We start from the raw sequence: 13,910 nt of genomic DNA on the forward strand, positions 1-13,910 counted from the left end.
ACTTTAATTGTTGACCTAATATGCACGTTAACATCGCTGATGTATTTCATTTAAAACTCCTTTTTTCGACGAAAGAATTGTATGAAATATTTTAAAAATCAGCGAGTTATTTATTCAAAGCCGCTTCTTTTCTAAAAAATTGTCCCGTACAAAGAACGGAAAAAATAAACCCATTCTCTTAATTTTTTCTTAAGGTTCGGTCGTTATACTGCTAGCCATTGACTAAGGAGAGCAGTGATGCGGATATTGATTGTCGAGGATAATGCATTTAATGCGTTATGTCTGACTCGTTTATTGGAAGCGACTTGTCAGCATGTTCAGGTAACGGTTGCCAGTAACAGTTACATCGCTTTAAAGCATTTTGAAAAATATCAACCAGAATTGGTTATTTTGGATGGGGATTTAGGTGTTAGTGAAGGCCGTTACTGCAATGGTCCAGCACTGGCTGATATGTTATGGAGAAAATATCCTAATACCGCTGTCGTTGCCTGGACGGATTGCAATACCATGCGGGTAAAATTTGCCGAGATATTTTATCAGCACGACAAGCGCTTTAATGAATACAGTAACTGGACCAAAATGATTAGCCCAAAGCATTTGCATCAGTCATTAGCCCACCTGGCAACAGAATTTGATTTTGGCTATTACGTCCGACCATCTTCTGCTATGCATTTGACACGTTTATATGCTTAAGAGCAGGCGTCTCGCCTGAGTGAGGATGAAAAAAAATAGTACATTTTGTATGGCGAAACCTGCCAAAATTAAATGGATACGATAAAACCTAATGCGCTTCATCCCAATTTTTGCCAATTCCAATAGAGACAACCAGTGGAACTGATAATTCAACGGTGTGTTCCATAAGCTGTTTAATCGTAATTTTTATTTCATCCACCACCTCTTTCTGAACCTCAAAAACCAACTCATCATGTACTTGCATAATCATCCGTGCTTTGCGGGAAGATGGTTTGTTTTGCCAGGCAGCAATGGCCAACATCGCTTTTTTTATAATGTCTGCAGCACTGCCTTGCATTGGAGCATTAATGGCAGTACGTTCGGCTGCCCTTTGACGCATCATATTGCGCGCATTGATTTCGGGCAAATGCAGGCGCCTGCCAAATATGGTTTCCACGTAGCCGTGTTGATGGGCCTGTTTTCGCGTTCTTTCCATGTACTCCAGCACACCGGGATAGCGTTCAAAATACCTATCGATGTAGGATTGTGCATCTTCGCGTTCAACGCCAAGTTGTTTCGCCAAACCGAAAGCCGACATCCCATATATCAACCCAAAATTAACTGCTTTTGCGCGGCGGCGTTGTTCTGCGGTGACTTTTGGCAAATCTATGGCAAAAATTTCACTAGCCGTGGCAGCATGAATATCCCAGCCTTGAGCAAAAGCTCTGAGTAAATTAGTGTCTTTGGAAAGATGTGCCATGATGCGTAATTCAATTTGAGAATAATCCGCGGCCAGTAATAAGTGATTGTCTGGTGCGATGAACGCTTTGCGGATCATTCGACCTTCTTCGGTGCGAATTGGAATATTTTGTAAATTGGGGTCACTAGAGGAGAGACGCCCCGTTGCGGCTACCGCTTGATTGTAAGAGGTATGGACTCGATGAGTGCGTGGATTAATGCGTTTTGGCAATGCATCGATATACGTAGAAACCAGCTTGCTTAAGCCACGGTATCTGAGAATCACCGCAGGCAATCGATAATCAAAAGCGAGTTCCTGAAGAACAGACTCAGCGGTTGATGGTTGGCCGGTTGGTGTTTTGGCAAGAATAGGCAGTTGTTGCTCGTTAAATAAAATATCTTGCAGTTGTTTAGGTGAGTTCAAGTTGAATTTTTTCCCAGTCAATTGCCATGCTTCTTCTTCCAGATCGACGATTTCTGCTTTTAGGCGTTCACCGTGTCTGGCAAGTGTATCTGTATCAATCAGAACACCATGGCGTTCGATTTCCGCAATGACGGTCAGTAGCGGCATTTCAATTTCATGGAAAACATGTCTTAATCGCTCATCCATCATGGGATAGAGTGTCTGGTGTAATTTCAAAGTAATTTCTGCATCCTCGGCAGCATAGGGTGCTGCTTTGGCAACTGGAATTTGGTCAAATCGTAATTGTTTGGCTCCTGTTCCGGCAATGTCGGTAAAACTGATGGTTTTATAGCCAAGGTATTTTAAAGCTAAGGAATCCATATCATGGCGTGCGGCAGTACTGTTTAAAATATAAGATTCCAGCATGGTGTCACAAAAAATACCATTGAGTGTAATGCCATGATTTTTAAAGACGGTATAATCGTATTTTAAATTTTGGCCGATTTTTTTAATGTCCGGATTTTCCAGGATTGGCTTAAGCGCTGCCAATACTTTCTCGATCTTTAATTGCTGACTGTCATCCTTGTGAGTTAATGGGAGGTAGGCGGGAAAGTCAGCGTCTATGGCCAGCGCGATCCCTACAAGACTGGCACACATTGCATCTAGGTTCGTTGTTTCAGTATCCACACAGAATTTTGAACAAATCTGCAACTTATTCAGCCAATGTTCAAGCTGTGATTGGCTGGTGATGATTTCCACGGTTCGTTTTAAATTTTCCGTCGTTTTATTATCTTGTTCCTCTTCGGTTAATAATTCTTTTAACCAGGTTTTGAACTCAAATTCACGTGCGAGGGAAATCAATCGCTCACGGTCAACTGGGCGAGGAGTAAGGTCGTTGATTGTGGCTGGCAAATCAAGATCAGTTCGTATGGTGATCAGTTTTTTGGTAAGAGGTAAATGGGGTAGAGCCGCACGCAAATTTTCGCCGATTTTACCCCTAATCTCATCAATGTGCTTAATGAGACTGTCCAGTGTTTCATAGTTTCTCAACCAATTAACGGCGGTTTTTGGCCCGCATTTGCTCACGCCAAGAATATTATCAGATGTGTCGCCGGTGAGTGTCAGATAATCGATTATTTGATCAGGTCTTACGCCAAATTTTTCTTTGACGCCCTCGCCGTCGAGAATTGTACCTGTCATTGTATTAATGAGTGTAACGTGTGTATTAACCAGTTGCGCCATATCCTTGTCGCCGGTTGAAATTAAAACAGGCTGGTTTTGCGCGGTAGCTTGTTTGGCCAGCGTGCCAATCACATCGTCAGCTTCAACGCCTTCAACGGTTAATAGAGGTAAACCCATCGCTTCAAGCACCGACTGGAGGGGCTTAAATTGGCTGCTTAACTCGGTTGGCATGGGGGGGCGGTTGGCTTTATAGTCGGGATACCATTCATCACGAAATGTTTTACCCTTTGCATCAAAGACAACTGCAATTCGTTCCGGCTGATAATCTTTGATGAGGCGTCGGATCATATTGGCAACCCCATAAATTGCACCGGTGGGTTGTCCTTTAGAATTTGTTAGTGGGGGTAGGGCGTGAAAAGCACGAAAAAAATAAGACGATCCATCGACCAGAACCAGAGGTTTGGGCATGGTTACTGATTCTCCTTTTGTTCGATTTGTTTGGCTAATTTTTCAACTTTTTCAGTCAACGTTTTCAAATTCTTACGCATAATAGGGATGCGCGTTGTCGCAAGTTCTTGTTCAATCGCTTTATTTTTTGGTCTGGCTGGACTCCCTAAATAAATATTACCTTGTTTTAAATGTTTTTTAGGGGGAACGCCTGTGCGGGCGCCAAGCACCACACCATCATCAATTCGCACGTGATCACTGACCCCGACGTTGGCAGCAAATATGACATGATCACCACTGATGGTGCTTCCAGCAATTCCAGTAAAGGCACAAAGAATATTGTGTTTGCCGAGTTTCACTGAATGGGCTATTTGAACAAGATTATCGATTTTGGTTCCTTCACCAATCATGGTCGAGCCCATGGTAGCGCGATCAACGACCGTGTTTGCCCCAATTTCAACATCATCGCCAATAATGACGTTGCCAACATGAGGTACTTTCAAATGCTTGCCATTGTCCTGCGTATAACCAAAGCCATCTGCCCCGATTACCGTCGATGCATGAATACTGACGCGTTGGCCAATTTGACAGTTATCATAAATGGTTACATGCGGATGCAGGGTGGTGTCTGCTCCGATGCTTACCCCTCGTCCTATGTGGACATGGCTTTTGATCACACAATTATCACCGATGCTGCTACCGTCTTCAATGATGACGTAAGGGCCAATCGACAGATTTCGACCAAGTTTAACGTTATCGGCAATAATGGCGGTAGGATGAAGGCCCATGTTGGGTTTAAGTCCAGGATAGAAATGGTTTAGTAGTGTAATAAACGCTTTAAGTGGATTGGATACTTGGATCACTGGTTTGCTAATTCCTTGAACTTGATTTGCTACCAGGATGGCGGTTGCTTGCGACGCTTCTGCTTTTTTAATATTGTCATCCCCTTCCGCAAAGACGAGGGAATTGGCAGTGATATTATCAATGGGCGATAACGCTGAAACCTTTAATGTCTTGTCACCAACCACCACTCCTTGAACGAGAGTTGCAATCTCAAATAATGAAGCATTCATGAAGGACCTTATAACTTTACAAAAATCTCGCAATTATAACGTGATGATGGAGAAGTTGCGAATTCTATATTCTGCGCAACACTAAAGCTGCATTAGCTCCTCCAAATGCAAAATGGTTGGAGAGTGCAATATCAACTTGCTGTTTCCTGGCTTCATGAGCAACATAATCCAGATCACACAACGGATCAGGGTCATGAAGATTGATGGTTGGCAGTAAAATACCGTGTTGCAAACTTAATGTGGTTGCAATGATCTCCATGGCTCCGGCCGCGCCAATGGCATGGCCCGTCATCGCTTTTTGTGCACTGATTGGGATTTTATAAGCAAGGCGACCAAAAACCGTTTTAATCGTTTCTGTTTCAGTTCTATCATTTAATTGTGTGCCAGTTCCATGAGCATTGATGTATTGAACGTCACTGATTGCTAGTTTAGCATCATCCAGCGCCGCTTGGATTGCGCGCGCTTGTCCCGGGGTAGACGGTGCTGTTACGTGATGAGCATCACAGCTTGCTCCATAACCAATAATCTCGGCATACATCTTGGCACCACGTGCTTGTGCGTGTTCCATATCCTCAAGTATTAATAGACCGGCACCATCAGCCATGACCATTCCATCACGGTTTTTATCAAAAGGGCGACTGGCTTGTTCCGGCCTGTCATTTAACGTGGACATGACACGCAATTTACACCAAGCTGCCATGGTGGTTTCCCACACTAAAGATTCGGTGCCGCCGCATAGGGCAACGGCTAGTCTTCCTTGAGAAATCTGGTGATATGCATTGCCAATCGCTTCTGCAGAGGAAACACAAGCATTAGAAATGGTTGAATTGGGTCCACCAATACCAAATGCAATGGCAATGTGGTTAGCAATCGAGTTAGGCATACCTCGGATAACGCTTAATGCTGGAATTTTTTTCCAGTTTTCGGTAAAGAAGGCTTGATAAGCTGTTTCGAGCTCAGGTGTTCCACCAAGGCTTGTACCAATATAAGTGCCTGCTGTGTTGAGTTCTTTTGTCGTTAATCCAGCACGTTCAATGGCATGATGAGCACAATATAAGGCATATTGAGCGGAGCGAGGATAACGTTTTCGCTTATCAAACTCTGGCAGATGCGCTAAAGATAATTCAGTAATTTCCCCGGCAATTTGAGTTGTATAGGGAGATGGATCATAAGATTGGATACGTTTGATACCGCAAATGCCATTTCTTGCTGCGTGCCAAAATGCTTCAAGCCCACATCCTATGGATGAGGTGATTTCCATGCCCGTAATGACAACCCTTTTCTTCATGCCGTATCCTCATTTTATTACTTTGCCTCTATTCCTTTACCGTGCAACGCAATACTAATGGTGGCATTGAAAACCGTCAAGTAAATTGCTCAGAGAATGCATCAAGCGGTATGCTCCAGTAATCATAAGCGTTTATTATCGTAAAACCCAGATTAATATATAATTCTAACGCTTTTTGATTATTGGCTTCCACCTCTAGAACCATGGTTGGTATGCCCTGCTTTAAAGCATAATTGATGCAATAAGCAATAAGGGCGCGCCCAAAACCACGGCTTTGCTGCATAGGAATAATGGCAATATCCGTAAGACGGGCACTATTTTCTAGCCAATGAATATGAGCTTTGCCAATGGGTACATTATTTAGGCAGGCAATAATAATACTGTAATTTTTATCAGAAAAGAGCATGTGAAAGCGCGCCGCCATGTCGATGTGCTGCTGAGGAAAACAAGCGTTATCAATTGAACACAAAAAAGCAAGATCAGATTCTTTGGCTAGCCGTATCTGTAACAAGTTTTGCTGTTCTGATATTTCTTGCCGCTGCATGCATTCCATTTCATATTCACTGTGTTGATAATGAAAACCATGACTTAGCATCCAGTGCTGGCTTAAGTTTAATCCTTGCGCTACAGGAAATAGGAGAGAATCCAGCGAGTAAGCTTTAAGCAGGGGAATCATTTTGGCAATCAACGTTGAGGCGATACCTTGTTGGCGAAAGGCCGGAGCTACCATCAAAATAATTTCGCATGCTGTTTCATAAAAGAAAAAAACACTCATAAAACCCACTAGATGCTGTTGATGGTAAAACAGGATGTTGTAAGGTTTATCGCGTTGTTGTGAAAGAATGTGCTTATAAACAGGCAACGTGTTGTGATCCTTCATTTTACATTCAGCGATTAACCCATCAAGCTTTGTCAGCTGAGGTGCATTGAGTTGGTTGGTTTGAATGAGCATAAGTGTGATTTAACTGATGAGGAAAAAGACAATAAACACGCCACTTAAGATTAAAAGCAGAGGATTTACTGATTTATGAGTGAGTAATTTAAGTAATGTGTAAAGGATGATGCCGATGCCAATGCCATCTGCAATAGAGGCCGTAAATGGAATCATGATGATCGTGAGCATGCAGGGGGCAATGTCGGTGATGTCGGTAAATTTTAATTCACAGATGCTTTTCATCATACAGCAAGCTACATAGAGCATAGCGGGGCCTGAAGCATAACTTGGAATGGCTTCGGCAAGCGGGAAAAAAAATAATGTTAGAATAAATCCTGCCGCCACAACGAGGGATGTTAATCCAGTACGCCCCCCTGCTTCAATCCCAGCCGCTGATTCAATAAAAGGAGAGGTACTGGCACAACCTAATAACCCTGCCATCGTCGAGGCAGCGGCATCTGCGGTAAGGCTTTTACGTAAGCGTTCTGAATAATTGGCATGATGTCTAAAAACCGATTGATTTAATAAGCCAATCAGTGTTCCAGTGGCATCAAATACGGCTATCAGAAAAAAAGCAAACATCGCCTTCAGTGTAGCTACATTCAACAGACCGGAAAAGTCGAGTTTAAGAAAGGTAGCCTCCATGGAGGGAGGCCATCCCACGATGCCTTGCCAGGTGGTTAAACCGAGAATGAGACTTAATCCACTGATTGCAAGAATACCAATAATAATGGCTCCTGGGATACGGTAGTAATCCAAGGTAAGGATTAATAAAAACCCTAGAAAAAATAATAAACTTTTGGGATTTGAAAGATCGCCTAGATGCATCAGGGTATGTTTGCCGCTGATAATAATTTGATTGGTTTCCAAGGAAATAAGTGCGATCAAGAGGCTAATGCCAACTAAAATAGCAACTTGTAAATCATGGGGGATTGAATCCGTTAACAAGCGACGCAAATGCGTTAAACTGACGACAAGAAACAAGGCGCCTGAAATAAAAACCATGGCCAAAGCATGCTGCCAACTGATGCCTAAGCCAATGACTACGCTATAAGAAAAATAAATATTTAAAGCCATTCCTGGTGCAACGCCAATAGGCGTATTGGCATAAATACCAGTCAAGGCACAGGCAAAAGCAGTGATGAGACACGTTGCTGTAAAAACAGCACCTTGATCCATTCCTGCGTCATGAAGAATAGCGGGATTGACAAAGGCAATATAAACCATGGTCAAAAAGGTTGTTATGCCGGCTAAAATTTCCGTTTTATAGGTGGAGGTTTCGGTCGTGGGTGATTGAAAATTAATCATAAATGAGAGGCACATTAAAAATGAAAATTCAGTACGCCAAATACAATTTCTATAGCAATCAAGATGATAATAGTAACTTCAAGGCTATGAGCATGGCGGTTTTCCAAATAACCATTAAACATGTCAAAAATTTCATTCAGAGTATCCAGACGATGATTAATGGCATTGACACGACGTTGTATATGCAAATAGCGTTCAAGCATGGTGTAATATTCTTCCAGCGTTGGATGCTGCCAGAAATACTTAGGATGATAAAGAAAATTACTGATTAAATTCATTTCGCTTTTAGCGCCTAGAATTTCACCGATAACTTGACGGATTTGCTTGCGGGATATACCCATTTCTCCTTGTGAAGATAAGCTATGGATTAACGGAGTATATTTTTCAATCAGCGCTTCTAATATGGTTTCAAAATATTGCAACTTTACGGATTGAGAAAAACCATAAGATAAACTGAGTTTTAATTCATCACTATCAGCATCGATACGGAGACAATCCACATCAAAATAATCATGGGGTTCAATGGCCGTTTTATCACTTAGTTGGTAACTGAATTCATCATGAACCCAAAAGGTAATCGGTTTATCAGCAAAAAGCCGAATGGTATCCAAATAAGCGTTGATTTGATGGCGCTTAACGGCCCACGAAACCACGGTCCCATTTTTGAAAACAAAGACTGTATTATTGGTATCATTATGTCTTAATTTGAGGGTATCGCGTGATTTGATGGACGTATAGCTTGTCAGATTGGTTTTGTAGTGACTATCCAATCTTGATAGATCAATGCTGTTAGCAATACAAAAACTTAGGCATTCCATGTTAAATCCACTCGGTGGATGAAAAATGATTTACATGCAGATTATCATATTATAAGGCTTGTGGATATTGGCTTTCACAAGCTCTTCGATCGTTTATTAAATTTGGTCTGCGGTTTCACGCCCCGAGTATGCTTTTTTTCTATCGGATGCCCCACTTAACCATTGTGGGCAAACTTCAAGAATTTCAGCGATTTTATCCAATTGTGCATCGGGTGGCAGAATGTGTCCAAAGATCATGGCATTAGCTAAATGCCGCGTAACACCGAATACTTTAGCTACGGCCTTGGTTTTTTCATGGATCTCTTCGGGAAAACCAAGTAAAGACAGCTCACGGTTAAACCGTTGTGAAAACACCTTACTGTTCATTTTTCACTCCTTGAAAAGAATAATCATATCAACCTATTCAAGATAAAGCGCTAACCATACAATCCTTGTTACTACTCATACCTGCTCATATCTGGCTCGTAAGGCGTCATCAACAAGAAGTCATGAATAAAATTCATCAGAGCCAGCCAGCTTGTTATAACTTATTTTTTATTGCTAGAAAAGTATTTTTTGAATATTTTTTAATAGGTTACGGCTATTTTTTAAGTGGATGTGTAAAACGTTTCAGTAACGGTCCAATCTTGTTTGTGATATTAAGAAACAAGTGTTTTTAAATTTACCATAATGGTTGATAAACAACAAAATTTACATATTTTTTACATTTTTGCCTAGATTGTTAACATGGACTTAAGGTTTGTCTGTTATCTTTATGTTATGTCTAAGTAATAATCATGTTCCTGCTTATTAATACACTTTATGTTTTATTTTTTCATATTAGCAGGATAACGAGCTGAGTTTGTTTTGTCTTTTGCAAAACTTACATTAGCAAAATTAGAGGCAAATAAAGATGACAGTACATGTGTTTGTTGGTGCAGGACCTGCTAATCTGCATCGTGCTTTGAAGATAAGACGGATGAGTCCAGACGCCAAGATTGTTATTGTAGATAATCGATTGCGTCCAGATTTACGAGATATTGATAGAGTACGAGCACGCGCCAATATTTTCCGTTTTGAAAACGATGTGGTTACTGAGCATTTAATTGCAGACGGCGTGAATAGAGAGGCATTAGCTCGTTTGACCTACGATCGGGACTTTTCCGTGCCACAAGGATTTCAGCATCATGATGACCGTGTGTTTTCTGATAAACGGTTTACCCAGATTCAAATCCGTGATTTGCAACTGTTGTTATTGCAAACGCTGGATCAATTAGGTGAGCCACCTTTATTACTGAATCGAAACGTCAGTACCGACTCATTTACTGCCACCAAAGAAGGCGTGTTGCATTTACTAGAGGAACATGCAGCAGAATTGGGTGGGCTTGGAGAAGGAGAATTAGACATTCAGATTCATGCAGCCACCGGTGGACTCCGTGATGATGATAAAAAAGATTCTATTATTTACCCTGATAAGGCAACGCAATACCTGAGGGAATCGTCCCCTGATGTTGAAGCAATGCCGTTAGTCCCCACCCATGGCACGGCCACTTTTTTTATTAATGATCCACAATCAGGAACTCCTTTGCTTACTTGTGAGCAATTGGAAGCTGCACAGTGCTCTTTGGATGCGACCGAGTGGCGAGACATATTGGCAGCCTATGGCTGGAAGTTGGTACGTCCCCCAAGAATTCGTGTGTTTTATGCCAACGACGTGCTTTATATCGGTGCTGAAATTCCAGTTTCAATGGAAGAACATTCCATGCAGCCCCGTGACTTCGAATATATTGTTGCAGACTATACACGTGCGATTGCCGGCCTGGTTTTTCCAAGCCTTCGTGATCAAATTGCGGAATTGCCCGTTAATGCCTATCTGCGTTCACGTTTTGCAACGGCTCGGGGAGAACGTGGGCAAGTTCTTACCACGACACAGCCCGAAACCGTTTCCTGGGAAGCTGTCGAACGTCCGGTAAATATTCAGATATTTAATCATGGTGACAGTCGTTATCTTCCTCATTATCAAACAGGTAGTGGCTTTGTGACTGCTTTTTTGCAAAATGAAGCTTATGCTGAAATTTATGGACAAAGGACATTTTCGGACTTGTTCACATGGGCGCAAGAGCATGGAATTATTCAGAGAGATGTTGACGAGTCAGACGTGCATCTTCAGTATGTGCGCCTTATTAGTCAGAGTGATGATGACATAACCGATGAAAAAATATTGCGTGTCTTTAAGGACGAACTGTTCATGGCGCGCTCTCGGGATATTATTGATGAAAATAAGGAGAAAGTTGGCCGTTATTTCAATGCGCTTCACAGCCAGGCTGTAGAAAACCTACCCAGTCGGTTTGATGATTTTTTAGCAAGTTATAATAAGCATCAAAAATGTCATATAAAGAAAGAAGAGCTTGCAGGATTGGATCAGCGCGTGGTTATTTTGCAAATGCTTAAAACGAATAATGCGGATTTTTTGCGAGAAGTGCTTCCATGGTTGTTAAACAAGGATTTCTCTCATGTTGATGATAAAAAAATATTGCACATCCGTGATATGCATTTACTTGATCTTGAGAGAAACTTGCCTGAAATAGAGCGTTTGCAAGAAATAAGGACAGAATGTACTGAACGCTTGCTAAGTCCTCTTCTTCCGCAGACAAAACCGATAATGGCGATGGAACACGAGCCACTACGAGAAACCATTGCAAAAATAGCGCATCATTTTGCAACAAACAAGGCGTTGCACCATCGCGCCAATATTTTTGCCTTTTTTATAAAAGGTGTGCATAGTGATACCATCCATGCATTCGTCAAAGAGTTGCGTGCCATGAATGAATCGTTCGTTTCATCGCCAGAACAGTTGAAATATCGATTTATTGAGGCATTGCAAGCATTTAAAACGAAGTTGGAAGCGGGGCATTCAAGACGAACCTTGGCTGAATTAGATAAAGTGATGAAGATGGAATTTCCCTTGGAAACATCGATGCAGCATGCAGCCTCTCTTTAAAAGAAATCAGCAGAACCTGTCTTCATAGTCTAACTACGCAGGGCTAAAAGCCTAGCGACTCTGAAGACAGGTTCTTATACTTTTATTGCGTATGATGCGGTTCATAATAATTTAAATCCAATTCTCGTGCCGCTTTGACATCGTCAAGTCGCTTAACTGGCGTAGTATGAGGTGCTTCTTGCAGTAGGGCGGGATTGGTTTCGGCTTCATGGCGGATGGCTTTCATGGCACTGATAAAGCCATCCAGTTCTTCTTTAGATTCTGTTTCTGTTGGCTCAATCAACAGGCATTCAGGCACTAGAAGCGGGAAATACGTGGTTGGTGCATGAAAACCATAGTCAAGCAAACGCTTGGCTACATCCATAGCAGTGATACCATATTGTTTTTTTTCAAGGTTTAAGGTCAGGCTAAATTCATGGCTGGCACGACGCTTAGGGTAGGCAGGACTGTATCCGGCTCTGCTGAGCTCAGCCAGCAGATAATTGGCATTTAACGTCGCGTGCTCTGAGACGCGAATGAGTCCTTCTTTTCCTAAAATACGGATATAAAAGTAAGCACGTAACAAAATACCGGCGTTGCCCATAAAGCATGATAGGCGGCCAATACTTTGTGGAATATCATTTCTATCTGCCCAGCGGTAATGTTGTTCGTCCTGTATGACTACTGGCAAAGGTAAAAACGGCAACAGACGTTGATTGACAGCAACAGGTCCAGCACCGGGTCCACCGCCACCATGTGGTGTGGCAAATGTTTTATGTAAATTGAGATGCATGACGTCGAAACCCATATCTCCGGGTCTGACTTTGCCCAAAATGGCATTTAAATTGGCGCCATCATAATAAAGTAAGCCTCCGGCTTGATGGACAATCATGGCGATGTCTTTGATTTGGCGCATAAACAATCCTAACGTTGAGGGATTGGTCAACATGATCCCAGCAGTTTGGGTGCCCACTTTTTTCTTTAATTCTGCAAGATCAATGTCACCATCCTCAGCGGTGGGGATTTCTATTACTTTAAAGCCACACATGGCGGCTGAAGCAGGATTAGTGCCATGAGCTGCGTCTGGAATCAAGAGTTCGTTACGATGGCAATCGCCACGAGAGTGGTGATAGGCCTTAATCATTGCCACACCAGCAAATTCACCTTGTGAGCCAGCCATTGGTGTTAAGGATACCCCTGTCATGCCAGTGATGTCGGCAAGGTAATTTTGTAATTCATAGATTATCTGTAAAAACCCCTGACTTGCCTCTGCTGGAGTCAAGGGATGGCGGCTATTGAATCCTGGCAGCGAAGCCGCTTTATGAACGCCGCGCGGATTATATTTCATTGTACAGGAACCCAACGGATATAAATTGGTGTCAATGCTAAAATTCTCTTGTGACAAGCGCGTAAAATGACGTACAACTTGCAATTCCGAACAAGCCGGCCAGCGTGGGGGTGTCTGACGCATAAATTTTTCCGGAATTGAATATTGGCTGGTTTTAAGAGTCGGTATTTGTGCAGTCGCCTGACGATTCTTTTGGGATTGTTCGAAAATCAACATAATTTACCTTCCGTATTAAAGATAATGTCTTTGATTTCATCACGATGTTTCACGGGTGTGAATTCAATCAACTGATACTCAGCAATTTCAGCAAGATAGTAAGGATCTTTTTGCAAGATGGATTCCAAGTGGTTGCGATCGGTGGTTAGAGCAATGAGGATGCCTCCCGTTCGAGGTTTCATCGGCCCCGCTGCCAAGAGCAATCCTTGTTTGAAATAATAATCAAGATATTCACGGTGAGCTTGTAAATATTTGTCTACTTCACTAATGGGTGTCTTGTAGGTTAACTGCACAATAAACATGGTTTGATCTCTCGGTTATAGGTCATGAGACACTCAATCAGGCCATACTGGTGCCTACGTATGAAAATTGAATTTATTAAAACCAACTTGAACATTTCTACGCTCCGAGACTTGTTCGCGAGATCCAGACATCTAGCCATACTGCTGGATTCCGCGGATAAACCGCAGAACGTAGATATCAAGATTTTTCTCATGCATAGGCCCTGCGAACCATATAGTCTG

The 13,910-nt window shown here is 42.2% G+C and carries 11 protein-coding genes; 2 read left to right on the top strand and 9 right to left on the bottom strand.

What is annotated here, in order from left to right:
• The first annotated feature begins 237 nt into the window (after positions 1-237).
• Positions 238-693 carry a response regulator gene (locus tag E1O52_RS09875; protein ID WP_133128549.1) on the top strand — a complete coding sequence of 152 codons (456 nt, stop codon included), beginning with the start codon at positions 238-240 and terminating at the stop codon, positions 691-693.
• A gap of 88 nt (positions 694-781) precedes the next feature.
• Here the strand turns inward: E1O52_RS09875 and polA are convergent, their stop codons facing one another.
• From polA to E1O52_RS09910, 7 genes are all read right to left on the bottom strand, one after another.
• The gene (gene polA / locus E1O52_RS09880) at positions 782-3,463 is read right to left on the bottom strand and encodes a DNA polymerase I (RefSeq protein WP_133128550.1); all 2,682 of its coding nucleotides are present in this window, start codon (positions 3,461-3,463) and stop codon (positions 782-784) included.
• A gap of 2 nt (positions 3,464-3,465) precedes the next feature.
• Positions 3,466-4,515 carry a UDP-3-O-(3-hydroxymyristoyl)glucosamine N-acyltransferase gene (gene lpxD / locus E1O52_RS09885; protein ID WP_133128551.1) on the bottom strand — a complete coding sequence of 350 codons (1,050 nt, stop codon included), beginning with the start codon at positions 4,513-4,515 and terminating at the stop codon, positions 3,466-3,468.
• A gap of 64 nt (positions 4,516-4,579) precedes the next feature.
• Positions 4,580-5,803 carry a beta-ketoacyl-[acyl-carrier-protein] synthase family protein gene (locus tag E1O52_RS09890; protein ID WP_133128552.1) on the bottom strand — a complete coding sequence of 408 codons (1,224 nt, stop codon included), beginning with the start codon at positions 5,801-5,803 and terminating at the stop codon, positions 4,580-4,582.
• A 76-nt stretch (positions 5,804-5,879) separates the two neighbouring features.
• The gene (locus E1O52_RS09895; RefSeq protein ID WP_133128553.1) at positions 5,880-6,755 is read right to left on the bottom strand and encodes a GNAT family N-acetyltransferase; all 876 of its coding nucleotides are present in this window, start codon (positions 6,753-6,755) and stop codon (positions 5,880-5,882) included.
• 9 nt (positions 6,756-6,764) lie between these two features.
• The gene (locus E1O52_RS09900) at positions 6,765-8,045 is read right to left on the bottom strand and encodes an NCS2 family permease (protein WP_133128554.1); all 1,281 of its coding nucleotides are present in this window, start codon (positions 8,043-8,045) and stop codon (positions 6,765-6,767) included.
• Positions 8,046-8,059: 14 nt separating this feature from the next.
• On the bottom strand, positions 8,060-8,863 hold the full coding sequence (locus E1O52_RS09905) for an RMD1 family protein (RefSeq protein ID WP_133128555.1): 804 nt from the start codon (positions 8,861-8,863) through the stop codon (positions 8,060-8,062).
• Between the two features lie 96 nt (positions 8,864-8,959).
• Positions 8,960-9,229, bottom strand: a complete 270-nt coding sequence (locus tag E1O52_RS09910) for a hypothetical protein (protein WP_133128556.1) — start codon at positions 9,227-9,229, stop codon at positions 8,960-8,962.
• A gap of 526 nt (positions 9,230-9,755) precedes the next feature.
• On the opposite strand from E1O52_RS09910, the gene E1O52_RS09915 reads away from it, so the two are divergent.
• Positions 9,756-11,843, top strand: coding sequence for a hypothetical protein (locus E1O52_RS09915; RefSeq protein WP_133128557.1), 2,088 nt, complete (start codon positions 9,756-9,758; stop codon positions 11,841-11,843).
• 82 nt (positions 11,844-11,925) lie between these two features.
• On the opposite strand, the gene gcvPB is transcribed toward E1O52_RS09915, so the two are convergent.
• Both gcvPB and E1O52_RS09925 read right to left on the bottom strand, forming a co-directional pair.
• A complete protein-coding gene (gcvPB, locus tag E1O52_RS09920; RefSeq protein WP_133128558.1) occupies positions 11,926-13,386 on the bottom strand; it encodes an aminomethyl-transferring glycine dehydrogenase subunit GcvPB in 1,461 nt (486 codons plus the stop codon).
• A complete protein-coding gene (locus E1O52_RS09925) occupies positions 13,380-13,688 on the bottom strand; it encodes a YciI family protein (protein ID WP_133128559.1) in 309 nt (102 codons plus the stop codon). Before E1O52_RS09925 ends, gcvPB begins: the two co-directional genes overlap by 7 nt.
• Positions 13,689-13,910: the final 222 nt, after the last annotated feature.

This window comes from Legionella nagasakiensis (assembly GCF_900639915.1).
GTDB lineage: Bacteria > Pseudomonadota > Gammaproteobacteria > Legionellales > Legionellaceae > Legionella_A > Legionella_A nagasakiensis.

What these genes read in the sequence shown, in the direction of transcription:
- polA (WP_133128550.1), bottom strand. Translation starts at nt 3,463, where the DNA reads ATGCCCAAACCTCTGGTTCTGGTCGATGGATCGTCTTATTTTTTTCGT.
- E1O52_RS09910 (WP_133128556.1), bottom strand. Translation starts at nt 9,229, where the DNA reads ATGAACAGTAAGGTGTTTTCACAACGGTTTAACCGTGAGCTGTCTTTA.
- E1O52_RS09895 (WP_133128553.1), bottom strand. Translation starts at nt 6,755, where the DNA reads ATGCTCATTCAAACCAACCAACTCAATGCACCTCAGCTGACAAAGCTT.
- E1O52_RS09925 (WP_133128559.1), bottom strand. Translation starts at nt 13,688, where the DNA reads ATGTTTATTGTGCAGTTAACCTACAAGACACCCATTAGTGAAGTAGAC.
- E1O52_RS09890 (WP_133128552.1), bottom strand. Translation starts at nt 5,803, where the DNA reads ATGAAGAAAAGGGTTGTCATTACGGGCATGGAAATCACCTCATCCATA.
- gcvPB (WP_133128558.1), bottom strand. Translation starts at nt 13,386, where the DNA reads ATGTTGATTTTCGAACAATCCCAAAAGAATCGTCAGGCGACTGCACAA.
- E1O52_RS09905 (WP_133128555.1), bottom strand. Translation starts at nt 8,863, where the DNA reads ATGGAATGCCTAAGTTTTTGTATTGCTAACAGCATTGATCTATCAAGA.
- E1O52_RS09875 (WP_133128549.1), top strand. Translation starts at nt 238, where the DNA reads ATGCGGATATTGATTGTCGAGGATAATGCATTTAATGCGTTATGTCTG.
- lpxD (WP_133128551.1), bottom strand. Translation starts at nt 4,515, where the DNA reads ATGAATGCTTCATTATTTGAGATTGCAACTCTCGTTCAAGGAGTGGTG.
- E1O52_RS09915 (WP_133128557.1), top strand. Translation starts at nt 9,756, where the DNA reads ATGACAGTACATGTGTTTGTTGGTGCAGGACCTGCTAATCTGCATCGT.
- E1O52_RS09900 (WP_133128554.1), bottom strand. Translation starts at nt 8,045, where the DNA reads ATGATTAATTTTCAATCACCCACGACCGAAACCTCCACCTATAAAACG.